Source organism: Terriglobia bacterium, assembly GCA_020073205.1.
Classification (GTDB): Bacteria; Acidobacteriota; Polarisedimenticolia; order Polarisedimenticolales; family JAIQFR01; genus JAIQFR01.
Genome location: JAIQFR010000010.1, coordinates 44188 through 68197 on the forward strand (window position 1 = coordinate 44188; position 24010 = coordinate 68197).

Genomic DNA, 24010 nt, shown 5'->3' on the forward strand with positions numbered 1-24010 from the left:
CCTCGGAGGCCCATCGACGATGCAGCTCGTCCTCGAAGACGTGAGCAAGGTCTACCGCGGGCGCGTCGAGGCGCTCCGCGGTGTGCGGATGTCCTTGGGAGCCGGCGTGTTCGGACTCCTGGGCCCCAACGGGGCGGGGAAGTCGACGCTCATGCGGATCCTGGCCACGGTCACGCGGCCGACCGCGGGCCGGGTCGCCTGGAACGGCGTCGACGTCGTCCGCGAGCCGGATCGCCTCCGCACGGTCCTGGGGTACCTGCCGCAGGACTTCGGCGTCTATCCCAACCTCAGCGCCGTGGAGTTCCTCGACTACCTTGCGGCGGTCAAGGGGATCGGGGCGGCCGCGGCGCGGAGGCGCATCGAGGAGCTGCTGGTGCTGGTCAATCTCACCAGCGCGGCCCGGCGGCCCCTGGGCGGCTACTCCGGCGGGATGCGGCAGCGCGTCGGGATCGCCCAGGCCCTCCTGAACGACCCTGAGGTCCTGATCGTGGACGAGCCCACGGCGGGCCTCGACCCGGAGGAGCGGGTCCGCTTCCGCAACCTGCTCTCCGAGCTGTCGGGCGAGCGGATCGTCCTCCTCTCCACGCACATCGTCTCGGACGTCGAGGCGGCCGCGACGAAGATCGCCATCCTCGATCGCGGCGAGCTCCTGGCCCACGGCGCGCCGGAGGCGCTCCTCCGGTCGGTGGCCGGCCGCGTGTGGGAGGTGGTGGTCCCCAGCGCGGAGCTGGCAGCGCTCCGCGGCAGCCACCTCGTGAGCGCCATCGCGAACCGCGCCGACGGGGTGCATGCCCGCGTCGTGTCCGCCTCGCCGCCGGACCCGTCGGCGCGCCCGCTCGAGCCGTCCCTCGAGGATGCCTATCTCTCCGTCCTCGCCTCGCGCCGCGGCGGCGCGGCCGGGGCCGCGGCGTGAGCGGGATGCGCGCGATCTGGGCGACGGCCCGGGCGGATTTCCTCGAGCGCGTCCGCCGGTACAGCTTCCTCCTGACGCTGCTCTTCGCGGTGCTCCTCGGATACTTCGCGGCGGTGGGGAAGATCGCGCTCCGCCTGGACGACTACCGCGGCGTCTACACCCCGGCCTGGATCGGAACCATGATGACGCTGGTCACGACGGCCTTCGTCTCCCTCGTCGGCTTCTACGTCGTGAAGAACGGGGTCGAGCGCGACCGGGTGACCGGGGTGGGACAGATCCTCGCGGCCTCGCCGCTCCGGAGCTCCACGTACATGGCGGGGAAGCTCCTGAGCAACTTCGCGGTCCTGTCCGCGATGGTCGCCGTGCTGGCGCTGGCCGCGATCTTCATGCAGCTCCGCATCGGCGAGACCCCGGAGCACGACCCGTGGGCCCTTCTCTCCCCCTTCCTCCTGCTGGCCCTGCCCGCGATGGCGCTCACCGCGGCCCTCGCCCTCCTGTTCGAGACCCTCCCGGTCCTTCGCGGCGGCGTGGGGAACGTCGTGTGGTTCCTGTTCGGCTGGACCGGGGTGATGGCGTCGTCGTTCGCGGCGAGGCGAGAGGGGTACGATCCCATGGGCCTCGTGGCCGTGATGAACTCGCTGACGCCCGCGGCGCGTGCGGCCATCCCGGGGTACCGGGGGGGCCTCTCCCTCAGGATCTCGACCGATCCCATCGAGGTCGCCTCCGCGCTGCGCTGGGGAGGGGTGACCTGGACCCGCGAGCTGGTGGGGCTCCGTCTCGCCTGGCTGGCGATCGCCGTCGCGATCGCGCTCGGCGCCGCCTTGGTCTTCGACCGATTCGACGCGAGGGCGGCGTCCTCGCCCAGGACCCGGCGGGGATGGCGCCGGCCGCGGCGCGCCGCCGCCGTGCGCGGCACGGAGGTCCCCTTGGAGCGCGCCCTGGGGGAGCCGGCCCATCTGACGCCGCTCCGCTCGGGACGCGGCTCCCCGGGCATCGCGCGGATCGTCCGGGCGGAGGTCCTCCTCGCCCTTCACGGCTTTCGCTGGTGGTGGTACGCCGTCGCGGCGGGCCTCGTGGCCGCGCAGCTCTCGGCGCCGCCCGGGATCGACCGAGGCGTCCTTCTGGGGGCGTCCTGGCTCTGGCCGATTCTCGCATGGTCCGCGATGGGCTCCCGCGAGAACCGATTCGGCACCGGGCCGGTGCTCTTCTCCTGCTCCGGGATGCTCCGGCGCCAGCTCCCCGCCGTCTGGGTCGCGGGGCTCGCCCTCGCGGTTCTCACGGGCGTCGGGTCGGCGGTGCGCCTGCTCCTCGCCGGTCAGGTCGCGGGACTGGCGGGCTGGGCGGCGGGCGCCGCGTTCGTTCCGTCGCTGGCGCTGGCGCTCGGAGCCTGGAGTCGAAGCGGGCGGCCGTTCGAGGCGCTCTTCACCGCGCTCTGCTACGTGGGGCCGATGAATCACGCGCCGGGGCTCGACTTCACCTGCAGCGGCGGCGGCGCTCACGCCTGGCGGGACGCGGGCGCGGTCTCCCTCGCGGCCGGCTCGCTCGTGATTGCGGCGTACCTCGGCCGCCGCCGACAGATCCGGGGACGGGACGGCTAGTCGCGGAGTCGGCGCGACGGATCCCGGCGGGCGCCTCGCGTGCCGGCGGTCCCGGACCCGGTTATCCTCTTGAGGCGACCGCCCGCGTCACGGAGCCGCGATCCGTCCCGGCGGCGGTCCGACCCAGGAGGATCTCATGCGGATCTCCCGTCTCGAAATCGTCGCGGCGGTCGCCCTCGCCGCCGGCCTCGCCCACGCGATGACCGCGGACGAACTCGTCGCCAAGCACGTCGAGGCGCGCGGCGGCATGGAAAAGCTCCGGGCCATCCGCTCCCTCAGGGTCGAGGGGACCCGCGCCCGGTCCGGCGGCGGCTTCGAGACGACGTTCCTCGAGCTCAAGAAACGCCCGGGCGCGATGCGCACCGAGACCACGATGCAGGGCCTGACGATGATCCGCGCCTACGACGGCAAGGACGGCTGGACGATCCAGCCGTTCCGCGGACGCAGGGAGCCGGAGCGGCTCTCGGCCGACGCGCTCAAGGAGATGGCGTACGACGCCGACCTGGACGGGCCGCTGGTGGACGCCGCGGCGAAGGGCAACCGCGTCGACGCCTTGGGTACGGAGGACGTGGACGGGACCGAGGCGCTGAAGCTCAGGGTGAGCCGGCCCACGGGCGACGTCGACTACGTCTATCTCGATCCCGACTACTTCCTCGAGATCCGGCGGGTTTCACAGCGCAAGGTCCGGGGAGCCGAGGTCGAGACCCAGACCGACTTCGGCGAGTACGAGCGGGTCGGCGGCGTCTACTTCCCGTTCTCCATCGAGAGCCGCCCCAGGGACCAGCCGGAAAGAGGCCAGAGGATCCGCATCACCAAGGCCGAGGCGAACGTGGCCCTCGACGACGCGATCTTCGGCTTCCCGGCCGGCGCTCCGGCCGCGGGCCGGTAGGGGAGGAGCGGCCATGCGGAACCCACTGCTGCTCGTGGCCCTCGCCGCGGCCGCCGCCGGCACCGCGTCGCCCGCGTTGCCGCCTCCACAGTTCGACTCCGCGACGATCTCCGGCCTCGGGGCGCGCAACATCGGCTCCGCCGCGATGAGCGGGCGCATCTCCGCGGTGACCGGCGTCGTCGTCGGCGGGAAGGTGACGCTGTTCGTCGGCGCCGCGAGCGGAGGGGTGTGGCGCTCCCTGGACTTCGGCACGACGTTCAAGCCGGTGTTCGACCGGGAGCCGGTGCAATCGATCGGCGCCATCGCGGTCGACCCGGGCGACCCCAAGGTGGTCTGGGTCGGGACCGGCGAGTCGTGGACGCGCAACTCGGTCTCGCTCGGCGACGGGATCTACAAGTCCACGGACGGCGGCGAGACGTGGACCCGCATGGGCCTCGAGGCGTCCGAGCGGATCGCCGCCGTGGCCGTCGATCCGCGTCACGGCGACACGGTGTACGCCTGCGTCCCGGGGAAGCTCTGGAGCGATTCGACGGATCGCGGGCTCTACAAGACGACCGACGGCGGCAAGACCTGGTCGCTCGCGCTCCGCGGGTCTAATCCGTCCACCGGCTGCTCGTCGCTCGCGCTCGATCCCGCGAGCCCGGACACGCTCTACGCGGCGATGTGGGATTTCAGGCGCAAGGGATGGACCTTCCGGTCGGGCGGCGAGTCCCCGTCGGCGCCCAGCGGGAGCGGTCTCTACAAGTCCACCGACGGGGGGACGAGCTGGACCGAGATCTCGGGCTCGGCGAGCCGCGGGTTTCCGGCGAAGCCGTTCGGCCGGATCGCGGTCAGCGTGGCCCCGTCGGACCCGAAAATCGTCTACGCCGTCGTCGAGTGCGCGGCGGCGGGCCTGTACCGGTCCGACGACGGCGGGGCGACCTGGTCGGCGCGGGACCGGAGCCAGAACGTCGTATGGCGCCCGTTCTACTTCGCCAACCTGATCGTCGATCCGAAGAACCCGGACAAGGTGTTCAAGCCCGATCTCGGGCTCGTCGTCAGCCTGGACGGGGGGAAGACCTTCGCCGCCTCCGGCGGGGGCATGCACAGCGACTGGCACGTCGCATGGATCGATCCCACGAACCCGAGCCACGTGGTGGCGGGCACGGACGGAGGCCTCGGCATCTCCTACGACGGCGGCAACCGGTGGAGCATGGCGATGAACCTCCCCGTGTCGCAGTTCTACCACGTCAGCGTCGACGATCAGGATCCGTACCGGGTGTACGGCGGCCTCCAGGACAACAGCGCGTGGGTCGGCGACTCGTCGTATCCCGGCGGGGTGTCGAACTCCCGGTGGGAGAACCTGAACGGGGGGGACGGGTTCTTCATGTTCCCCGATCCGGCGGATTCCGACTACGTCTACGCCGAATCCCAGGGCGGAGAGATCGGAAGGATCCGGCGATCGACCCACGAGTCCCGCCCGATCCAGCCCACCGCGGGGTACGGGGAGAAGCTCCGCTGGAACTGGAACACGCCGATCCACCTGAGCCCGAACGACAAGGGGACCCTCTACATCGGGGCGCAGTTCCTGTTCCGCACGCGGGACCATGGGGCGAACTGGGAGCGCATCTCCCACGACCTGACCACCGACGATCCGGCGAAGCAGAAGCAGGAGGAGTCGGGCGGGGTCACGGTGGACAACTCGGCCGCGGAGACGCACACCACGATCTACACGATCAGCGAGTCGCCGCGCGATCGCGGGGTCATCTGGGTCGGCACCGACGACGGGAACGTCCAGCTGACGCGCGACGGCGGGGGGCACTGGAGCAACCAGGCGCCGCGCATCGAGGGCTTGCCCCCCGGCTCCTGGGTCTCGTGGATCGAGGCGAGCCGGCACGACTCCGCTACGGCCTACGCCGCGATCGACCGCCACACGTTCGGGGACATGACCCCGTACGCGTACGTGACCCGCGACTTCGGCCTGACCTGGCGCCGGATCGTGTCGCCGGAGCAGGGGGTGCGCGGCTACGTCCACGTGATCCGGGAGGACCCGGTGTCGCCGGCCCTGCTGTTCCTCGGCACGGAGTTCGGCCTCTACGTTTCCAACGACGGGGGGGGCCACTGGGCGGCGTTCAAGGGCGGGGGCTTTCCCACCGTCGCGGTGCGCGATCTGACGGTGGACGAGCGCGACGCGGACCTCGTGATCGCCACCCACGGACGGGGGATCTGGATCGTGGACGACATCACGCCGCTGCGTGCGCTGACCCCCGGGACGCTGGAGAAGGACGCGGCGTTCGTCGACGCGCGCCCGGTCCAGCAGCGCGTGCAGGCCTCGGGAGGTTGGTCGGACGGCGACGCGACGTTCGTGGGGGAGAGCGCGCCGACCTCGGCGGAGATCACCTACTACCTCCGCACTCGTCACCTGTTCGGGCCGATCCGGCTCGAGATCCTCGACCACGACGGGAAGGTCGTGGCGGCCCCGGCCGCCTCCACGCACCGCGGCCTGAACCGGGTGACCTGGGACATGCGCGTCAAGCCGCCCCGTGTGCCGCCCGCCGCCCAGGTTGCCAACACCGCGACGCGCGGCCCGCGCGTGGTGCCGGGCACGTACACGGTCCGGCTCTCCAAGGGCGCAGAGGTCCTCGAGACCCCGCTCAAGATCGGCCTGGACCGCCGGGCCACCTTCGATCAGGACGACCGGAAGGCGAACTTCGACGCCGCGATGCGGGTCCACGCCCTGTTCGGCCGCATGAGCGATCTCAACGACCGCATCGTCGCGGTCCGCGACGGGGCGGCGGGGCGCGCTCGCCCGCTTCCGAAGGACGATGGACTCCGCCGCTCGCTGGAATCGCTCTCGGGCGCGGCCGACGCGCTCCGGCGGAAGATCGTCGCCACCAAGGAGGGTGGCGCGATCACCGGCGAAGAGCGGCTGCGCGAGCACGTCGAGTCGGTGTACGGCGCGCTACTTTCCTACGAGGGACGTCCCGCCGCCTACCTGATCGACCGGACCGCGGCGCTCGAGCGCGAGCTCAAGGACGTCGAGCGGGCGTTCGACGAGCTGTCGGTGAAGGATCTCTCGAGCATGAACGACGCGCTGAAGGCGCGAGGCCTGACCCCGATCGTCGTTCCTCAAGCCGAGCGCTAGCACGGCTCGCAGATGAAGTGGCAGTCGTTCTTGTTCTTCGGCGTCAGGTCCACGAGGCAATAACTCAACCCGCACTTGAATTCGCAGCGGTGGTTCTTGCCGTTGCTCAGCGGGGCCGGGCCGCCGGAGGACACCAGCGCGACACCTCCGGCGAGCATGGACGCCAGGATCACCAGGACCACCAAGGTCTTCATGACCGCCTCCCTTTTCGAGCGATGAGCGATTCCCCCGGGGGTCTAATACGGTTACTCGGGGGCGTCGTCAACGGAGGGGTCCCGTCCCCTTCCGATGTCGCATGATCATGCGACTTTAGGGTCGGGAGCTTTCGCCGTACGCTTCTCGTCGAGGAGCCCAAGCCATGGCCAGATACGTCGCCCGAGGCCTCTTCCTGGTCGCCGCCGCCTTCGCCTTCGCGGCCGGCAGGCCCGCCCCGCCGAACGATCCATCGGCGGCGCCCGGGACGCTCGACTCGCTGCTGCAGTCGCATGCGCTCGAAAGCACGACCAACCCCGTTGCGGCCGGGTTCGTGCTCGAGGAGGGGGCCGCCGTCCTCCCGGCGCAGGCCCGGACCGAGGCGACGACCCAGCTCCAGAAGGCGCTCCTGGCGCAGCTCGATCCGATCCACGACCTGCTCCAAGGCGCGACCGGCGCCATGGACCCCGACAGAATGCAGAAGGCCATGGATCAGGCACAGGAGGAATCGAAGCCCAAGAACATCCTCAAGTCGATGCTCGGCTTCCACAAGGCCCCCCCGCCGCCGCCCGATTCCACGCAGCAGGTCCGGGAGGCGAAGCAGGCGATCGTCGACCCGTGGATTCGCGGCCTGGCCGCGGCGTCCGCCCTGGACCGCATGGGCCAGCCGAAGGCGGCGGCGCAGTTCTACGTCGACTGCTTCCAGTTCGTCGGGCAGGACTGGATGCCGGGGCTGTGCCTCGGGCAGCTGCTCGCCATGGGGCCGAAGCGATCGAGCGTGGTCCTCCACTGGATGCTCCGCGACGCGGAGAAGATCGGGTTCGCCGGCATGAGCGAGTACGCGCGGCCGACCGGACCGCCCGATGCGCCGAACCCGGTCGCCGTCAACATCCGCGCCGCGGCCCTCGAGGGGCTCGGCGCCCTCGCCGGCAGCCCGGAAGTCGCGTCCGACGAGCGGGAGGCCGCGCTCGTCGCGGTTCTCGGCTACGCCCAGGGGAAGGAGAACGCGCCGTACTTCGCCGCGGCGGCGCGGGGCCTGGGACGCTCCCGCGACCCGCGGGGCGTGGGCCCCCTGCAGGAGATCGAGAAGTCGTCGAAGCGGGACCCTGCCGCGCGGCAAGCGGCGATCGACGCGCTGGGCGGGGCGTTCGCCGACGCGCGCGCCCTCGACGCGCTCCGGGAGGACGCCAGGGACGGGCGCAACCCGGACCGGGCCCTCCACGCCGCCCGCGTCCTCTTCGCCGCCGGCGACGATCCGTCGTTCGACTGGGCCGTGGGTGCCATCGACGACAAGCGATCGTCCGACGACCCGACGCCCGACCTGCGCCCCGAGATCGTCCGGGAGCTGCTCGAATCGGGAGGCGAGAAGGGAAAGGCCGCCCTCCGCAAGGCCCTGGACGGCGGGCCGGGGAGCGACTGGCTCGGCGCGTGGATCCGCGTGGCGCTTCTCGAGGCGGGCGACGCGTCGCGGCTCGCGGCGGTCCGGGCCGACATCGGGAGGGAGGACTGGACCCTCGACCGGCGCGGGGTCGTTTCGGTCTTCCGCGAGGTGCTGCGAACCGCGCAGATCGTGATGACGGGATCGAGTCTCGACGCGGTGCGCGCCATCTACAACTTCGCGTCAGCGCAGCGCCAGGCGGTCCTGGCCAAGGCCGAGAAGCGAAAGGCTTTCGTTTCGCGGTTGCGGTGGCAGGCGGCGGACGCCATCGCGTCGGCGCGCCCCGCCGGCGGGCTCGAGGTCGTGGCGGGCCTGCTCGACGACGGCACGCCGGCGGTGCGCCTGAGCGCAGCCGCGGCGCTGGGGCGGATCCCGGGCCCCGAGGCGCTCGATGCCATCTCGCGCGCTTACTCCCTGGACTACGGCGAGGAGAAGGGGATCCCTCGAGCGCCCGAGGTTCGCGCGATGCTGGTTCGCGCCGCTGCCGCCGTCGCGCCGGAGGATCCGCGGACGCGCGCCCTGCTCCTTCAGGCCTCGCGCTCCGACGAGCCGGCCACCCGTCTGATCGCGATCGCGCAACTCGCGGCGGCGCCCCGGGCCGCCGCCGTGGCCCAAGGAGGGAAGTCGTGAGAGTCCCGACGTGCTCCAGGCATTTTCTGGCCGCGGTGGCGCTCGTCTTGGTTTCGACGGGGGCCCGGGCGGGCCTGAGCTACACCCTGACCTCGCGCTCCGAAGGCGAGGCGGGGCAGGGCGGCTACGAGATGCGCCTCGACGTGCTCGTGAGCGGCGGCGCGGCGAAGGCGGTCTTCACGACGCCCCCGCCGGGGATGAGCGCGGGCTCCTGGCTCGTCACCCAGGACGGCGGCGGGAAGACGCTCGTGGTCGACCCGGGCGCCAAGACGTACTCGGAATTTTCCGCGGGCCAGCTGCAATCCGACGTGGCCGCGATGCAGAAGGCCATGGGTCCGCTGAAGATGCGGACCGAGAACGTGAAGGTGGAGGACCTCGGCGAGGAGGACGGCGGCACGATCGAGGGATTCCCGGCGAAGCACCACCGGTTCCGCGTGTCCTACGATCGAACGATGAAGCTCCCGATGGTGAAGCGGAGCATGCACACCGTGATCGAGGACGAGCTGTGGACCACGAGTGCCGTCGCGGACGCCGGCACGGGGATCTGGAAGCTCCCGCCGCCGAAGGTGCCGGACGGCGAGGGCGCCGAGGATCTCGCCGCCGCCTACGGTAAGGCGGGAGGCTTCCTGCTGAAGCTGTCGCGGAAGACGTCGTCGACGGGCGGACACGGTGACCGGTCCTCGACCGAGACCCTCGCGGTGACCGAGGTCAAGAAGGCCGACGTTCCACCGGAGACGTTCGCGATCCCGGCGGGGTTCACCGAGACCCAGGGCGGAATGATGCGGCCGCAGGGCGGATCGCAGATGCCCGATCTCAAGTAGGCGGGGCGGCCGCGCTGCCGGCCCCCTTCTTGCCGTTCCCGCGCCACGCCGCGAGCACCGCCGCCTCGCGATCCGGCGCGATCCCCGCGCGGAGCTTCTTCCGGCGTTCCTCCGGAAGCGTGCCGTACCACGCGAGCGTGTCCTTCGAGGTCTCCGCCGCGAGCCGGAACGTGATCCCCTTCCCGATCGCCTTTCGGCAATCGATGGCGGCGAACCCTTCCTCGCCGTTCCGGAAGGGCACCCAGACGGGCATGTCGCTCCACGGCTCCACCTTCTGCTTCTCCAGGAAGTCCGCGGGCACCCACGTCAGGCGCGCGTCGCTCTTGATCGCCGTCCGCGACGACTCGAGCAGCTCGCGCATCGTGAGCCGTCGCTCGGGGCCGGTCGCGTTGTAGACGCCGGCGATGTTCGTCTCGATCGCGCGCACGATGAAGGCGCCCAGGTCGCGCACGTCCACGAACTGGACCGGATCGGTGCCGTCGCCGGGCGCCAGCACCTCGCCGCCGCGGGCCAGACGGACCGGCCAGTAGGTGAACCGGTCGGTCGGGTCGCCGGGGCCGACGATGAGACCGGGCCGGATGCTGCAGACGCGCCCCGGTATCGCCTTCTCGGCCGCCTTCTCGCAGAGCGCCTTGAGCGCGCCGTAGTACTGCTTCACGTCCTCGGTCTTCTCGTCGGGTACGGTGTTGAGCGGGCCGCTCTCGTCGGCGCCGGGCTTCAGGCCGTCCTTGAACACCGAGATGGTCGAGATGAAGACGTACTGCTTGATCCTCGGCGCCAGGAGCGAGGCCGACGCGGTGACGATGCGAGGCACGTAGCCGGACGTGTCCACCACGGCGTCCCACGAGCGCCCGGCGAGCGCCTCGAGATGGCCGTCCCGATCGCCGTGCAGCGTCTCGAGGTCCGGGAAGAGCCCCGGGTTCGTCTTGCCGCGGTTGAACAGGGTGAGCTTATGCCCTCGCCGCCTCGCCGCCTCGACTACCGCGGGGCCGAGGAACCCGGTTCCGCCGAGGATCAGGATCGTCGCCTGCGACCCTGCTCCCGGCGCCGCGAAGGCCGAGGACGCGACCCCCAGCCGGGCGGCGATCGTCGCGCCGATCCCGGCACCCGCGGCGGCCGTGACGAATCGTCTTCGGGTCCTGTCCATCACGCGACCTCCTTTCGATCCCGCGCGGCCTCCTGGGCTCGCGCGAGCGTATTCTGCCTGCGCCCCATCGCGACCGCGCCGGCGAGCCAGGCGAGCGAGAGCGCGGCCGCCATGCCCCATCCCGCCGCGGCGGGAAGGCCGGCGCCCCGCGCCCCCGTGTAGGCCCACACGCTCAGCGCGTCGCCGCCGCGGAACACCACGGTGTCGATGAAGTTCTTCGCCTTGTACTTCGCCTCGGGCTCGACGACCGTGAACAGGACCTCGCGGGCAGGGCGCTCGAGCCCGTACTGCGCCGCCCGCCGGATCACCTGGAAGCCGATCAGGGTCGCGAGGCCGGGGGACGCGATCAGCGCGAGGTACCCCGCGCCGGTCACGACCGGTAAGACCGCCAGCGCGATCACGAGGCCGCCGCGGGCCAGGAGACGCCCGGCCACGACGCCCTGAAGGACCAGCGCGACCGCGTTGACGGCGAGGTCCACGTTCGCGAAGAGCGCGGTCCGGCTCGCCGAGTCGCGGATCGACGCCGAGACGATGCCGGCCTGGTCCTGGTAAGCGACCGTGGACGTCGCGGAGTAGCACAGGAGGAGCCCGCTGATGCCCAGGAGGTACGGTGACGCCAGCGACTGGCGAAACCCCGCCCAGACTCCGCCGCCGATCGGGCGCTCGGCGGACTCGGCGAACCCGACCGAGCGGTTCGTCTCGGCCCAGCGGGAGAGCCTGCGAACGCACCACACCGCCGCCTCGAGGAGTGCGGCCGCCGCGAGCCAGAGCGACGCGGGCCCGAACGTCGAGGCGAGACGGCCCGCGATCCAGGGACCGGCGATCGCTCCCGCGCTCCCCCCCGCAGCCACGAAGCCAAAGAGACGCTTCCCCTGGTCGCTCCGAAAGACGTCGACCAGGAAGCTCCAGAACACCGACACGACCATGAGGTTGAAGACCGAGACCCAAACGAAGAAGACGCGGGCGAGAACGGCTCCCGGGGCGCCCGCGCGCTCGGCGACGAGGAATCCCACGAGCATCGCGGCGCACGATCGGTACACGACCGGGATGATCCGCCGTCTCGGGACACGCGCGACCACGGCAGAGAACGCCGGGACGGCGAGCAGCATCACGGCGAACGTCGCGGTGACCATCCACTTGATCTGGGTCACTCCGCCGCGGATCCCCATTTCGTCTCGGAGCGGACGGAGGAGATAGTAGCCGCAGAGAATCGCGAAGAAGTAAGCGAAAGCCCAGAGGACGGCCCCTTTCTCGCTCTCCTTGACGTCGACGAATCGACGAAGCACCTCATCCTCCGTGGCCCGTTCTACGGATCGCGCCCGCCGAGGTTGCGCCGGTCCCCGATCTGAAACAGCCGGGACGGCGCCCCCTCCGAAACGGCGCGGGCCCGGTTATCATCCGACGCGAGGCGGTTTCGATCGAGCCGCCTCGAAGGAGATCGGGCCATGAGCCTTGATTACGAGGGACGGGTGGTCGTCGTCACCGGGGCGACCGGAGCGCTGGGCTTCGCGGTCGTCCAAAGGCTTCTCGAAGCCGGCGCCGTCTGCCACGCGCCGGCACGGAGCCTGTCGAGTGCGGGGAAGCTTGAGGCGCTCGATGCCCGGCGGGTGAAGGTGGTCCCCGGGATTGACCTCGCCTCGGAGTCGTCGGTCGCGGGGTTCTACGCCGGCCTGCCTTCGCTCTGGGCGTCGGTGCACTGCGCGGGCGGCTTCGCGATGGCGCCGCTTCTCGGCACGTCCCTCGACGACCTTCACCAGATGATGATGGTCAACGCGGTCACCTGCTTCCTCTGCTGCCGCGAAGCCCTCCGCCGGATGACCGCGGGACCGCTCGAAGGGACGGGGGGCGGCCGGATCGTGAACGTCGCCGCGGCGCCGGCCCTCGAGCCGAAGCGCGGGGCGGGCATGGCGGCCTACGCCGCGAGCAAGGCGGTGGTCGCCTCCCTCACCGTATCCGCGGGCGAGGAGGTTCGAGGGCGGCGAATCTGGGTCAACGCGGTGGCTCCCTCGATCATGGACACGCCGACGAACCGGGCCGCGTCCCCCGGCGCCGACTACGCGTCCTGGCCCAAGGTCGAGGAGGTCGCGGAGACGGTGGCGTTCCTCGCGTCGCCCGCCAACCGAACCGTGCGCGGGGCGGTGATCCCGGTGCCCGGGGAGATGTAGGACGGTGGATCCCGCGAGCGGCGGCGGCCGCGCTCGGATCGGCCGTCCTCGATGATGATTCGCTTGTCGATCTCGAACGAATTCAACAGACCGCGCCGTGAGCGAAGGCGATCAACCGTCCGCAAGAGCGGGAGAACATCCATGCCGAAGAAGACCCTCCGAAAGTTCGTGCTGATTCCCATCACTCGGGAGAAGAGCCGCCACATCACGGTCGTCGCCCGCCTGGCCGGCCGCGCCGCACGTTTCATCGTCGACACCGGAGCGGGTGGCACGATCGTCGATTCCAAAGCCGCATCGAAGTTCAAGCTCGAGTTCTCGTCGGTTTCGCGCAAAGGTCACGGCGTAGGCTCGGCGGCGATGCGGATGAACCGCGTGGCCAAGCATGATCTGACGCTCTCCAAGCTCGATCTTTCGGACACGAAGTTGCTCACCCTGGACCTGTCGCACGTCAACAGCGGATTGAAGCACGCCGAGGTCGAGCCGGTGGTCGGGGTCCTTGGCGCGGACGTCCTGTGGCGCCGCCATGCGGTCATCGATTACGCCAGGGGCTTCCTGCTCCTTTCGACCTAGACCCTCGTGTTCACGCTGGACGGTCGGAGGAGGACGGGCGGTCGTCGTCACCGGGGCGGCCGGCGCGCTGGGCTTCGAGGCCGTCTCTCGACGTGCGGATCCCTCGCCGCACGGCGTCGGCCGGGTCCTTGACCGTGCGCCACACCGTCGACGGTCCGGTTCACGGTTCCCTCGCGGTCGGACCCGCCCGCCCCGGCTCCGGCTCCCGCTTCTCCGCGATCACGGTGGTGAACTCCTTGACCGTGCCGCTCGGGGCCGGGTACGTCTCCGCGCGCCAGACGAGGATGTCCCAGCCCGCGAAGCGCTCGCGCAGCTCGTCGCTCCCGAACAGGTAGTAGTTCTCGGGATCGAACATGTCCAGGAAGGTCGTTCCCTCGACGAGAACGTTCACCACGGCCCGGCCGCGAGGACGAACGCGCTCCTGGATGTGGCTCAGCAGCTTCAGCGCTCGTTCACGTCGGAAGAACATGAGCAGCCCGATGGCGACGACCGTGTCGAAGTCGCGGGCGATCCTGAACGTTCCAAGATCCGCGAGGACGGTCTCGACGGGGAGCGACTCCTCCTCGGCGACCTCTTGGATATGCGCCAGGGCCGTCGGGCTCCCATCCACGGCCACGACCCGACATCCCCGTCTTGCCACCTCCAGGGTCAAGTTACCCAGTCCGCAACCGAGGTCGAGAGTCTCGCCGGTCACGTGGTCGAGGGCCAGGATCTCGAACGGATTGAGGGTGAACTCCCGTTCTCGCACCTGACGCTGAAACTGTCTCTCGAAGAAGCTCACCGAGCGAGAACCGCCGGCCAACGGGTCGTTGGGTCGGTCCGACATGCCGCCTCCCGTCCTCGTGGACCGCATCCTACGCCTTTCGGGTAGGGTAGGAGTGGCCGGGGAAGTACACTGCTTCCGGTTCCAGCCCGTGCATCTCGCACGTCAGAACGGCGCGGAGGGTCGGGAGTCGCCATTGAGCAAGGCTCGCGGTTTCTTCGGCGCGATCATCGGCCTGTACTTCATCATCGCGCTCGAGGTGCTGATCATGATCAGCCCCTTTGCCGCGTTCTTCTACGCGGCCTTCAACCCCGTCCTCCTCTTCCTCGCCCAGTGGCCGGCGACGCGCTGGCTGGCGGCCTTCTTCCTGCCCCACATGGTCCTCCCGCCCGGGCTCTTCCTCCGGACCGTCCGGGTCGCCGGCTCCGTCCTCTTCGTGGGCGGGATGGTCGTCTTCCTGGTCTGCGCCGGGCAGGTGTACTTCCACAAGCTCCTCCGCCGCGGGCCGGCACTCGGTGGACTCTACACGTGGATCCGCCACCCGCAGTACATGGCTCTGGCATTGACCGGGCTGGGACTGGCCGTCCTCTGGCCGCGGTTCTTGACGATCGTCCTGTGGACCGTGATGGTCGGACTCTACGGCCTGCTCGCCCGGGACGAGGAGCGGCGGATGGTGAGTCAGTTCGGCGATGAGTACCGGGAGTACATGACCCGGACCGGCAGGTTCCTCCCGCGAGGGCTGGAGCAGGCCGTGGATCGCCTTCCGTTCCTGAGACGACCGCTGTTCCGATCGCTACTCGGGTTCGTGTTCCTGGCCGTCGTGGCCGTCGGGGGTGCCTTCGTCCTGCGCGCCTACACGATCTCACGGCTACCGCTGTGGTCGGAGGGACGAGTCACGGCGATGGCCATCCTGCCGGGCGACTCCGTCATGCTCGAGCACCGGATGGCCGACGTCCTCGAACTCCCCGAGGTGAAGTCCCGGCTCGACCAGCTGTCCGGGCCCATCCTCGTCTACCTCGTTCCCCGGCAGTACGTGATGCAAGGGATGATCGCGGACACCGGTCCTGAGTGGCGTCTCTACGAGCACCACCAGACGCTCGCGATGATCGCCGACTGGATCCTTCATCCCTTCCGGCACCTCGAGGGTGGCCACGGGATGATGCACCACGACATGGAGGGAATGCCGGCCTCGAACGTCGCCCCCGGTGGTATCGTCCGCCGACTCATCTTCTTGCGCAGCGATTCCTCTCGACCGGCGAGCACGCCGAGCGCCCTGTTCGGCATCAACGGGACTCGCGTGCCGCAGTTCTTCGCCGACGTGGACATCCACAACCTCGTCCTGCTGGACATCCACCCCCTGGGCCCGGGAACGGGGTGGGGTCGCGTCCCGACGCCGATGTTCTAGAAGGCGTCGCGTCTCTCGTTCTTCGCGAAGTGACCATCGAACCTCCTGCCTCCGCCGCGACACCGATGACGGCGCCCCCCACGCTGGGCCAGCTGTTTCTGGGATTCCTCCGAGTGGGCGCGACGGCGTTCGGGGGCCCTGCCATGGTCGTGGTCATCCGTCGGCTGGCCGTCGAGCGGAGACGATGGCTGGCTGGCGACGCGTTCGACGACGGCGTGGCGCTCTGCCAGGTGATCCCCGGTGCGACCGCGATGCAGACCGCGGCCTACGTCGGCCTGCGAGCACGGGGCGTGGCGGGCGCCGCCGCTGCCTTCGTGGCGTTCGGCCTGCCGTCGTTCGTCGTCATGCTGACGTTATCGGCGATGTACTCACGGGCGCACGGGCTACCGGTCGTCGTCTCCGCCTTCAGCGGTTTGCGGGCGGTCATCGTGGGCCTGATGGCCAATGCGGCGGTGTCGTTCGGCGGAAGCTCGCTACGCCAGTGGTCGCATGTCGCCATCGCCACGCTGGCGGCGGCACTCTTCGGCGTGGGCTCGAATCCCATCCTCGTCATCCTGCTGGCCGCCGTGGCGGGGTGGGCCCTGCTTCGATCGCCGGAGCCGAAACCAGTCGGCGCGGACGTTCCGTTACCCCTACCGTCCACGACCAGAACGGCAGCGTTCGTCCTGGGCGCGGCCGCGATGGGCCTCGTGGCTTTGGCGCTGGCCGACCGGCAGTTGGCGGCGCTGGTCGCGCTGATGTGCCGTGTTGATCTGTTCGCCTTCGGGGGCGGATTCGCCTCGGTGCCGCTCATGCACCACGAAGTGGTCGACGTTCGCCACTGGCTGGCCGGCTCGACGTTCCTCGACGGCATCGCGCTCGGCCAGGTGACGCCGGGCCCGATCGTCATTACCGCCACCTTCGTGGGTCATCAGCTGGGCGGGCTGATCGGTGGCGCGCTCGCGACGGTCGGCGTGTTCCTGCCGTCGTTCCTGTTGGTCGTGGCAGCGGCGCCGTATTTCGATCGCTTGAAGCGGTCCCCCGCGTTCACTCGACTCGTCAGCGGCGTCCTCTGCTCGTTCGTGGGGCTGTTGCTGACGGTCACCGTCCAGCTCGCACACGACGTCGGTTGGACGTGGGCGCATGGGCTCCTGGGCGCTGCCGCGTTCGTCGCCTTGCGCCTCGAGGTGGACGTTCTGTGGGTCGTCGCCGGCGGGACCATCCTGTCGGTCGTCCTCTGCCACTGACCACCCTCACGGCCGACGGTCTTCCTCTTGGGCCCCGCCCTTCATCCCCGCATCGAGGAGCTCCGGCTCGACTTCGCCGCCGAAGGCCTCGAACGCATGGTGAGGATGGAAGAACCTCTGGGCCAGGAACGTTGGGAGGATGGCGCTCGTCACGACGACCGCCACGAGGACCGAGAACTGCGCCTGGTTGATGATTCCCTGCTGATATCCGAACACCGAGCTGATCGTCCCCATGGTCAAGCCCGTGCTCATCAGCAGGGTCGCGTAGGTCGCCTCCCGCGGGATGAACGCCCTCGAGACGGGATACACGCCGACGAACTTGGTGGCCAGCTTGACCGCCAGCAGGATCAGGAAGAGGCCGATGTTGGCCCACAACAGCGGGAGCGAGATGTTCATCCCCCCGTTCAGGAAGAAGACCGGGGTGATGAACGCGAAGGCCACGACCCGCAGCTTCCGCTGCAGCTCGCGGTTGCCGCGGAAGATCGGGGACATCACGAAGCCGAGCAGGAAGGCCGGCAGGATCGCGTGCGAATCGCCGAAGTGGGCCATGTACATGAGGGTGAGCAGCAAGAGGAACAGGAGCTTGATCTCCGGCTCGATGACCCGGCCGCCGTAGCGCCGGAAGAACCACGGGGCCACGACGGGCGCCAGCGCGATGATCCCGATCGAGACCAGCGCGAACCAGAGCGTGTGCAGGTGGGGACGGAGGAAGAGGAGCGAGAGGCCCGCGGAGGTCCCGAAGTCCGTCACGAAGGTGGCGGCCATGATGAGCTTCCCGATCCCGGTCTCGGCGAGCCCCGTCTCGACCAGGACCGCGTACACGACGGCGAGCGACGTCGTGCTCAGCGCGATGCCGGCCAGCTCCGCGGGCTTCCAGCCCCAGCCCAACGCGTAACGGCACAGGAGCACGGTCCCGGCGAAAGGCGCGAGAAACGAGACCCCCCCGATCAGCAGGCTCTCCTTGGCCTTGGAGCGCATCACGCCGAGATCGACCTCGGCACCCGCCATGAACGTCAGGAGGATCCCGCCGAAGCCGGCGATGTACTTGATCCACTCGAGCTGCTTCAGTCCGAGGAGATTCCCCCCAAGGACGCCGAGCACGAGCTCGATGATTGCGGCGGAGAGTCCCAGCTCGAGGGAAACCACGCTTGCAAGGAAGATCAGGGCCGCGAGCAACATCCCTTCGAAGAGTTCCATGAGGCTCCTCCCGGTCCGAAAGTCACCAGGTAGGAGCCATCAGCCCTCGAGAGGACGTTTCGGGAGCGGGCGCTCCCAGGCGGACTCCATCGCCTTGTTTCGAGTATAGCCGTGCCGATGGGACGCCACAAACCGGGGCTTGGCTCTGATGGATAGGTGGACGGTGGCCGTTGGGGGCCGAACTCCAGCCGGGAGAGTGCGGCGAATGTGCAACGACCGTAGCAGCCAAGCACGAAGGGTGTTGACACGTCGATGGGTGAAGAGTATCTCCACTCAGAGGAGTGGATCTCGCGGCCGCGGTGTGAGAGGCGCCTTTCCCGCCACGACTACGACGGACGATAGCGGCAGGTGTGGTTCGGCGTCCTGGGTGTGCGTCACGAATCATCCAGGCGTCAGCCGGCAGCCTAATGCGTAATCGAGGATTCCGAGCTTATCGCCCACACGGAAGGCCGGAAATCCTCGCACCGGCTTCTCGGGCGACGCTTCACGTAAGAGGGCTAATCATGGCGACGCACTTTGCCGCCGCGAGAGTGCTTGGCTGCGTCGCGTTGTGCGCAGCCTTCAGCTTCGCTTTGGCTGGGACCGAAGAGCAGAAACCCAAAGACCTGGGCCTGGTCGAGAAGACCGGCGCGCACCTGGGTCAGCTCGAAATCACGGTGACCGGGCCCCGCGACATCGCATCCCGTCTCACCGCGGCGGATTTCGAAGTCCAAGTGGGTAAGCGGTCGATCGAGACATTTCATCTCGATTCCATGTGTGCCGCCGATTCCTCATCCACGTTAGCGCGACCCGCCAACTACCTGTTCTACTTCGACCAGCAGCACCTTACCCCGACGGGTCGGCGCCGCGCGCTTGACGTCGTCCGGGAGATGATTCCACGGCTCATCCTTGATGGCAGCCGCGGCATGGTCGTGTCAAGCGCAAGGACCCTCAAGGTGTTCACGCAATTCACCCCCAGGGCGGAGCTGATATTGAAGGCTCTCCGGGACATGGAGGTCGATCCTGACCAAGTCGATGCGTCCCCATTGCGGGAAGAGGGACGGGTTGACGAGATAGAATCAGATATTGAAAGGGAGGACGCTGACCAAAAGGCCGAGCACAGAAGGGTCGGGGCGCTACAATTGGACCTACCGGATAGTTGCACCGATACGAGGGCCAACAACAAGCGGGACCAGGAAATCCGATCGGTAACGGGATCCTCCCAATCCAGTTCGTTTCGAGCGTCTGCTGCGGCCATCCTTGCACAGCAGTTCGAGCAAGACGAGATGGCGGCCGCTCGGGAAGACCTGCTGCGGGTCGTGGGCCTACTCCGCCGATTCGGAGGCATCGAGTCACCGAAGGTCTTTCTGTACTTCGCCGACACCATGAGGCGGAACGCCGGCGAGCATTTCGTGAAGATGGTTCCGCCGGGAGCGTTCTCATTTGCCCGCACCATCACGCGAAAGGGTGCCGTACAGCAGGTGAGCGCAGTCTCTGATCGGGGGGCGCTGGATTCCCGTTGGAGCGGGGCCGAGCCAACGGAAGGGCGGTGGCCAGGCGAGGGCAAGACGACGGGATCGGAGGGCGCCTTCGACGAGGTGCTTGCCGAGGCCGCCGCGCAGAACGTCCGTTTCTATCCGGTTCAAGCTGAAGGGCTGACGTTTTCCTCGTCTCGCGGCCAAGACGCACAGGACACGCTCGCGACCCTGGCGCTCGAGACCGGCGGGAAGGCGTTCTTGAACGGCATCCCCGCCGATCAAATGGCGGGCGACATTCTCACTGACCTCTCGTGTACCTACATGATCAGCTTCGATCCTACGGCGTTCCCTATGGATCGTCCGCTTCCGGTGCAGGTGCGGGTTCATGGGAAGCGACTGTCGGCTCACGTCCAGCGGAAGGTGGTGATTCAGAGCGAATCGGCTCGGCGAACCTCCCGGCTGCTGGCCGCGTACGCCGGGACTCACAAAGCCGATGCGGGCGCGATCACCGCAACGGTGGTTCCAACGGGTTTCGTCGACGGCGCATTCGTAGGGCTTGTACAGGTGATCGTTCCGTCGCCGTCGGAGAAGGCGGGGAGTTGGGAGATCGGAGGCACCATCGTCTCGGGTAACACGGCTCGCGAGATCGCGACGAGAATGATCACTACTAACATGGCGGGTATTCCCGTTGTCTTCGAGGCCGAGGAGACGTTTCCTGCCGGACACCAGGAGGTCGTCGCGGTGGCGCGGGAAACGTCGACCGACACGGTGGTCTCTCAAGTCGTCGACGTGACATGGCCCGAGATCGGGGCCAGCACCACGATTCTGCCGATCGCGGTGATGCAACCGGTGAACGGCGCGTTCGTCCGAGGTGACGCGACTCGCGCTCATGGGTCCGTAGCTCGGTCAGAATCCGAAGCGCTGCGGGCAGATGTGCCGACGGCCTTGGTGGGGCTCGTGTGTTGGAGCGAACGGGAGACGGCATCGCTCCATGTTGAGCGTTCGCTGCGTGGGGACGCCGAGACCACCCTGAGCTTCCCCGCCTTGGATCTCGAGCCGGGGAACGATCGCTGCACGCAGGTGCGCGACGTCATCCCCGCGGGGACCCTGGGCTCCGGTTGGTTCCGCTACTCGATCGTGGTCACCCAGGGGCAGGAGGAACTTGCGAAGACCGAGCGCAACTTCGTCGTCCAAGCCACCTCGAAATAGCGCCTTTCAGACGGGTCGATGACGCAAAGTGGATCGTCGAGGGAGACTCCGCGAAAGAAACTGACGGACTCGCCGCGCCACGTTGCTTCGCGGGCCGCGGCCGAGGCGCAACGTCGAGCGGTCCCGTTGGAGGCGGCCGGACGTGGCGATCGAGATCCGGGATGTGATACCGGCGGACCGGCCATGGGTTCGTGACGCGGTCGCAGCCGAGTGGGGCACGCCGACCGTCGTGTCCCGCGGCCACCTGCACGCCGCGGACGAGCTCCCTGGTTTCGTTGCCCTTCGCGAGCGCGCGACGGTGGGTCTGTTGACCTATCGAGTCGAGGACAGGCAGTTGGAGGTCGTCACTTTGCAGGCGTTCGTGCGGCGCATCGGGGTGGGCTCAGCGCTCATGGCGGCGGCCAAGCAGGCGGCTCGGCGAGATGGCTGCACACGGCTCTGGCTCGTGACCACGAACGACAACACGCCCGCGCAGGCGTTCTACCGGGCCGTGGGGCTTCGGCTCGCGGGCGTGCACAGCGGGGCCGTCCGTCTTTCCCGCATGTTGAAGCCGGAGATCCCGGTGCTCGGACTGAACGGCGTGCCGATCGAGGACGAGATGGAATACGAGGTGGTTTCGCAGAGGTGAACGGTCGCGGAGCCGTCTTGGGGCTCCGAAGCCTCCGCTGGACCTGCGCGGTGGCTGCATGATCGGTTCCCCCTCTGGAAAACGTCCTGCTCAGTCAACCCGCCCCCGGCGGTCGCACATCATGGACTCGGCCTCGGGCCGGGGTCGGTCGTTCTGCTGGTCCCAGTACGGGGACAAGCGCCGGAGGTTCGCGACGATCGGCGGGAATCCCTCGATCACGCGGTCGATCTCCTGCTCGGTGTTGTAACGGCTGAGACTGAAGCGCACCGAGCCGTGGACGGCGGTGAAAGGAATCCGCATCGCCTTCAGCACGTGCGAGGGCTCGAGCGACCCGGAGGTGCACGCCGAACCGCTCGAAGCGCAAATGCCGCGATCGTTGAGCAGGTACAGCATCCCTTCTCCTTCGATGAAGTGCACCGAGATGCTCAGCGTGTTCGGCAGCCGCGGCGCACCTTTGCCGTTGACCTCAACGGATGGGATGCGGGCCGTCAACTCCGCCTCGAGACGGTCGCGCAGGACCCGGATCCGGCGCTCGTCGGCTTCGTGATTCTCCCGTGCCAGCTCGGCGGCTCGGGCCAGCCCGACGACGTACGCGACGTTCTCGGTCCCCGCCCTCCTTCCCGACTCCTGATGACCGCCGACCATGACGGGGCGCCAGCGAGTGCCGCGCTTGACGTAGAGCGCACCGACCCCTTTCGGGGCGTGCAGCTTGTGGCCCGATAGCGCCAGCAGGTCGACGTGCCGCAGGGAACCGCGAAGATCGAGATTGAGCTTCCCGGCCGTCTGGGTCGCGTCGGTGAAGAAGAGGATCTCGGGCTCGGTCTCCTTGGTGATCCGTGACAGCTCTTCGATCGGGAAGATCACCCCGGTCTCGTTGTTGGCGTGCATGATCGCCGCCAGCAGGGTGTCGGGCCGAAGGGCACGGATGAAGTCCCGCATGTCGAGATTCCCCGAAGGGTCGACCGGCAGAAAGGTGACCTCGATGCCGCCGGCCGCCATCTCCCTGCAAACCTCCAGCACCGCCGGATGCTCCACGGCGGTGGTGACGATGTGCCTCCGATCCGGAGCGGCCTTGACCGCGCCGCGGAGCGCCGCGTTGACGCTCTCGGTCGCGCAGGACGTGAACACGATCTCGTCGGGCTCGACACCGCCGAGAAACTGTGCGAGGGCCTGCCGCGAGCGTTTCAACGCCGCGGCCGCAGGTTGCGCTCTCTCGTACGCCGAGCTGGGATTGAAGTAATCCGTGGTGAGGTAGGGCATCACCGCCTCGAGCACCTCGGGAGCGACCTGCGTCGTGGCTCATTCCACAATTTGCAACGCGACAGTCTTCGATTCAAATGCTAAAGACCTGGGCGATGGGCGAACCCAGCACGCAGAGCAGAACGCTTGTGCCAGCAACGGCTGGGCGCCTCCATTTGCTCAATAAAGAATATTGGAGGCGTTTTTCAACCATTCGAACCGCAGCGTAAGTGCCGCAGCGCCCGTCGTATCGCTTTTGCGGCGGCAGGTCACGAGTCCGCCCAAGGATCCATCGCACTGCGGGTTTCCCTGTTCAAGGAGATGGTAGACGTCCCACTTCAAGCCGAAGCGCATCGTCATGGGTCCCACGCTCGCCACGCGAGACTCGACAAAATACTCGAGGCCTTGGAGGCGGGAACTCTCGATGCCGTGTTTGTCGATGCTTCCCGTGGGAACCACGTAATCCAGGTACATCCTCGTAGGACTACCTAGAAATCGAAGGCGAAACACGACCCCAGGAGCTGGGTGCCATGCCGCCTTATCGAATTGGCTGGTCCATAGGCGGCTATAGGATGCTCCGGCGGTTATGCCGAAGTAACGATTGGCCCAAAAAATTGCTTTTCCGGAAGTGACAACCGAGTGCCCATCGTTCGTGGAGAGTTTTCTATCCGCCGAGAATTCAATGGCGCCTTGTGCTTCAAGTCGAAGAGAAAACGGATGCTCGATACTGGTTCCGAAGGCAGTGTGTGGAAGCTTGTAACCAAGCCCCGCGTAGGTGCCAAGTTCGGAGTCCACCAGCAACCGCGTCCGTTCATCGAATTTGCTAAACTTTTCCAGCGCGACCGGCGAGACGACACCCGCTGGTGGCGAGTCGGCGATCTTTGCAACGTCTTGGGCTCTTGAACTGGCTCCGATGACGAATAAAACCGCACACAACAGGCACACACGACTACCAAAAACTTCCATCTCGCCCTCAGTTCAGGCGGGCGTCTTGCTTGCGGGGACTGCCAGCACAACTACCGCTCTAAGATAATGACCACTGGTTCTGGCCAAATAAAGTAGGCGGAAGCTATCACTCTGTTGATCATGCTGCAATCGTATTGTGTGAATTTTGAAGTTCTAGTAGTAGTAGGACGCTCGCGAGCCGTTCGGCATTCCCACACGCATTCCCGGGTTGCCGCGGGACGCCGTATATGGCGTAGAGTAGTTACGAGGCCGTGCCAGGGAGGTCATTCGATGCCTGATGACGCTAGCTTGCGCAAGCACTTGGTGGCGTTGCTAAAGGGCGGCAATGCCCATGTGGATTTCGACAAGGCCATCGCTGGATTGCCGGTCAAGTTGCGCGGCGCTCGCGTGAAGGGCTTGCCGCACACCGCGTGGCGGTTGCTCGAGCACATGC

General features: G+C 68.4%; 19 protein-coding genes. 12 read left to right on the forward strand and 7 right to left on the reverse strand.

Annotated features, from left to right (window positions below):
• Positions 1-19: 19 nt before the first annotated feature.
• From LAO51_03655 to LAO51_03670, 4 genes are all read left to right on the forward strand, one after another.
• A complete protein-coding gene (locus tag LAO51_03655) occupies positions 20-913 on the forward strand; it encodes an ABC transporter ATP-binding protein (GenBank protein MBZ5637834.1) in 894 nt (297 codons plus the stop codon).
• The gene (locus LAO51_03660) at positions 910-2511 is read left to right on the forward strand and encodes a hypothetical protein (GenBank protein MBZ5637835.1); all 1602 of its coding nucleotides are present in this window, start codon (positions 910-912) and stop codon (positions 2509-2511) included. Before LAO51_03655 ends, LAO51_03660 begins: the two co-directional genes overlap by 4 nt.
• A 136-nt stretch (positions 2512-2647) precedes the next feature.
• Complete coding sequence (locus LAO51_03665; protein ID MBZ5637836.1) at positions 2648-3400, forward strand: hypothetical protein; 753 nt, start codon at positions 2648-2650, stop codon at positions 3398-3400.
• 13 nt (positions 3401-3413) lie between these two features.
• On the forward strand, positions 3414-6524 hold the full coding sequence (locus tag LAO51_03670) for a sialidase (GenBank protein MBZ5637837.1): 3111 nt from the start codon (positions 3414-3416) through the stop codon (positions 6522-6524).
• Here the strand turns inward: LAO51_03670 and LAO51_03675 are convergent.
• A complete protein-coding gene (locus LAO51_03675) occupies positions 6521-6718 on the reverse strand; it encodes a hypothetical protein (protein MBZ5637838.1) in 198 nt (65 codons plus the stop codon). The two genes, LAO51_03670 and LAO51_03675, sit on opposite strands and share 4 nt — an antisense overlap.
• A gap of 164 nt (positions 6719-6882) precedes the next feature.
• On the opposite strand from LAO51_03675, the gene LAO51_03680 reads away from it, so the two are divergent.
• Complete coding sequence (locus tag LAO51_03680; GenBank protein MBZ5637839.1) at positions 6883-8784, forward strand: HEAT repeat domain-containing protein; 1902 nt, start codon at positions 6883-6885, stop codon at positions 8782-8784.
• Complete coding sequence (locus LAO51_03685) at positions 8781-9605, forward strand: DUF4412 domain-containing protein (GenBank protein MBZ5637840.1); 825 nt, start codon at positions 8781-8783, stop codon at positions 9603-9605. The genes LAO51_03680 and LAO51_03685 overlap by 4 nt, the downstream gene beginning before the upstream one ends.
• Here the strand turns inward: LAO51_03685 and LAO51_03690 are convergent.
• Together LAO51_03690 and LAO51_03695 are read right to left on the reverse strand one after the other, a co-directional pair.
• Entirely contained in the window at positions 9598-10752 is a 1155-nt protein-coding gene (locus LAO51_03690) for an NAD-dependent epimerase/dehydratase family protein (protein ID MBZ5637841.1), read from the reverse strand. The two genes, LAO51_03685 and LAO51_03690, sit on opposite strands and share 8 nt — an antisense overlap.
• The gene (locus LAO51_03695; protein MBZ5637842.1) at positions 10752-12038 is read right to left on the reverse strand and encodes an MFS transporter; all 1287 of its coding nucleotides are present in this window, start codon (positions 12036-12038) and stop codon (positions 10752-10754) included. Before LAO51_03695 ends, LAO51_03690 begins: the two co-directional genes overlap by 1 nt.
• 159 nt (positions 12039-12197) lie before the next feature.
• On the opposite strand from LAO51_03695, the gene LAO51_03700 reads away from it, so the two are divergent.
• Positions 12198-12917 (forward strand): SDR family NAD(P)-dependent oxidoreductase, encoded by a 720-nt coding sequence (locus tag LAO51_03700; protein ID MBZ5637843.1) that lies wholly within the window; start codon positions 12198-12200, stop codon positions 12915-12917.
• Between the two features lie 141 nt (positions 12918-13058).
• Positions 13059-13487 carry a retroviral-like aspartic protease family protein gene (locus tag LAO51_03705; GenBank protein MBZ5637844.1) on the forward strand — a complete coding sequence of 143 codons (429 nt, stop codon included), beginning with the start codon at positions 13059-13061 and terminating at the stop codon, positions 13485-13487.
• A gap of 160 nt (positions 13488-13647) precedes the next feature.
• On the opposite strand, the gene LAO51_03710 is transcribed toward LAO51_03705, so the two are convergent.
• Complete coding sequence (locus LAO51_03710; GenBank protein ID MBZ5637845.1) at positions 13648-14313, reverse strand: methyltransferase domain-containing protein; 666 nt, start codon at positions 14311-14313, stop codon at positions 13648-13650.
• Positions 14314-14446: 133 nt separating this feature from the next.
• Here LAO51_03710 and LAO51_03715 point away from each other — a divergent pair, with 133 nt between their 5' ends.
• Complete coding sequence (locus tag LAO51_03715) at positions 14447-15655, forward strand: isoprenylcysteine carboxylmethyltransferase family protein (protein MBZ5637846.1); 1209 nt, start codon at positions 14447-14449, stop codon at positions 15653-15655.
• A gap of 65 nt (positions 15656-15720) precedes the next feature.
• Entirely contained in the window at positions 15721-16881 is a 1161-nt protein-coding gene (gene chrA / locus LAO51_03720; protein MBZ5637847.1) for a chromate efflux transporter, read from the forward strand.
• A 6-nt stretch (positions 16882-16887) separates the two neighbouring features.
• On the opposite strand, the gene LAO51_03725 is transcribed toward chrA, so the two are convergent.
• The gene (locus tag LAO51_03725; GenBank protein MBZ5637848.1) at positions 16888-18078 is read right to left on the reverse strand and encodes a cation:proton antiporter; all 1191 of its coding nucleotides are present in this window, start codon (positions 18076-18078) and stop codon (positions 16888-16890) included.
• 503 nt (positions 18079-18581) lie between these two features.
• Here LAO51_03725 and LAO51_03730 point away from each other — a divergent pair.
• Positions 18582-20744, forward strand: a complete 2163-nt coding sequence (locus tag LAO51_03730) for a hypothetical protein (protein ID MBZ5637849.1) — start codon at positions 18582-18584, stop codon at positions 20742-20744.
• 142 nt (positions 20745-20886) lie between these two features.
• Positions 20887-21372, forward strand: coding sequence for a GNAT family N-acetyltransferase (locus LAO51_03735; protein MBZ5637850.1), 486 nt, complete (start codon positions 20887-20889; stop codon positions 21370-21372).
• Between the two features lie 90 nt (positions 21373-21462).
• Here LAO51_03735 and LAO51_03740 read toward each other — a convergent pair whose 3' ends face one another.
• Together LAO51_03740 and LAO51_03745 are read right to left on the reverse strand one after the other, a co-directional pair.
• Positions 21463-22632, reverse strand: coding sequence for an aminotransferase class V-fold PLP-dependent enzyme (locus tag LAO51_03740; GenBank protein MBZ5637851.1), 1170 nt, complete (start codon positions 22630-22632; stop codon positions 21463-21465).
• A 159-nt stretch (positions 22633-22791) separates the two neighbouring features.
• The gene (locus LAO51_03745) at positions 22792-23577 is read right to left on the reverse strand and encodes a hypothetical protein (GenBank protein MBZ5637852.1); all 786 of its coding nucleotides are present in this window, start codon (positions 23575-23577) and stop codon (positions 22792-22794) included.
• Positions 23578-24010 lie beyond the last annotated feature (433 nt).

Coding starts and splice junctions, on each gene's coding strand:
- LAO51_03665 (MBZ5637836.1), top strand. CDS start 2,648: ATGCGGATCTCCCGTCTCGAAATCGTCGCGGCGGTCGCCCTCGCCGCC.
- LAO51_03745 (MBZ5637852.1), bottom strand. CDS start 23,577: ATGGAAGTTTTTGGTAGTCGTGTGTGCCTGTTGTGTGCGGTTTTATTC.
- LAO51_03710 (MBZ5637845.1), bottom strand. CDS start 14,313: ATGTCGGACCGACCCAACGACCCGTTGGCCGGCGGTTCTCGCTCGGTG.
- LAO51_03705 (MBZ5637844.1), top strand. CDS start 13,059: ATGCCGAAGAAGACCCTCCGAAAGTTCGTGCTGATTCCCATCACTCGG.
- LAO51_03725 (MBZ5637848.1), bottom strand. CDS start 18,078: ATGGAACTCTTCGAAGGGATGTTGCTCGCGGCCCTGATCTTCCTTGCA.
- LAO51_03740 (MBZ5637851.1), bottom strand. CDS start 22,632: ATGCCCTACCTCACCACGGATTACTTCAATCCCAGCTCGGCGTACGAG.
- LAO51_03655 (MBZ5637834.1), top strand. CDS start 20: ATGCAGCTCGTCCTCGAAGACGTGAGCAAGGTCTACCGCGGGCGCGTC.
- LAO51_03700 (MBZ5637843.1), top strand. CDS start 12,198: ATGAGCCTTGATTACGAGGGACGGGTGGTCGTCGTCACCGGGGCGACC.
- LAO51_03680 (MBZ5637839.1), top strand. CDS start 6,883: ATGGCCAGATACGTCGCCCGAGGCCTCTTCCTGGTCGCCGCCGCCTTC.
- LAO51_03675 (MBZ5637838.1), bottom strand. CDS start 6,718: ATGAAGACCTTGGTGGTCCTGGTGATCCTGGCGTCCATGCTCGCCGGA.
- chrA (MBZ5637847.1), top strand. CDS start 15,721: ATGACGGCGCCCCCCACGCTGGGCCAGCTGTTTCTGGGATTCCTCCGA.
- LAO51_03670 (MBZ5637837.1), top strand. CDS start 3,414: ATGCGGAACCCACTGCTGCTCGTGGCCCTCGCCGCGGCCGCCGCCGGC.
- LAO51_03690 (MBZ5637841.1), bottom strand. CDS start 10,752: ATGGACAGGACCCGAAGACGATTCGTCACGGCCGCCGCGGGTGCCGGG.
- LAO51_03730 (MBZ5637849.1), top strand. CDS start 18,582: ATGGCGACGCACTTTGCCGCCGCGAGAGTGCTTGGCTGCGTCGCGTTG.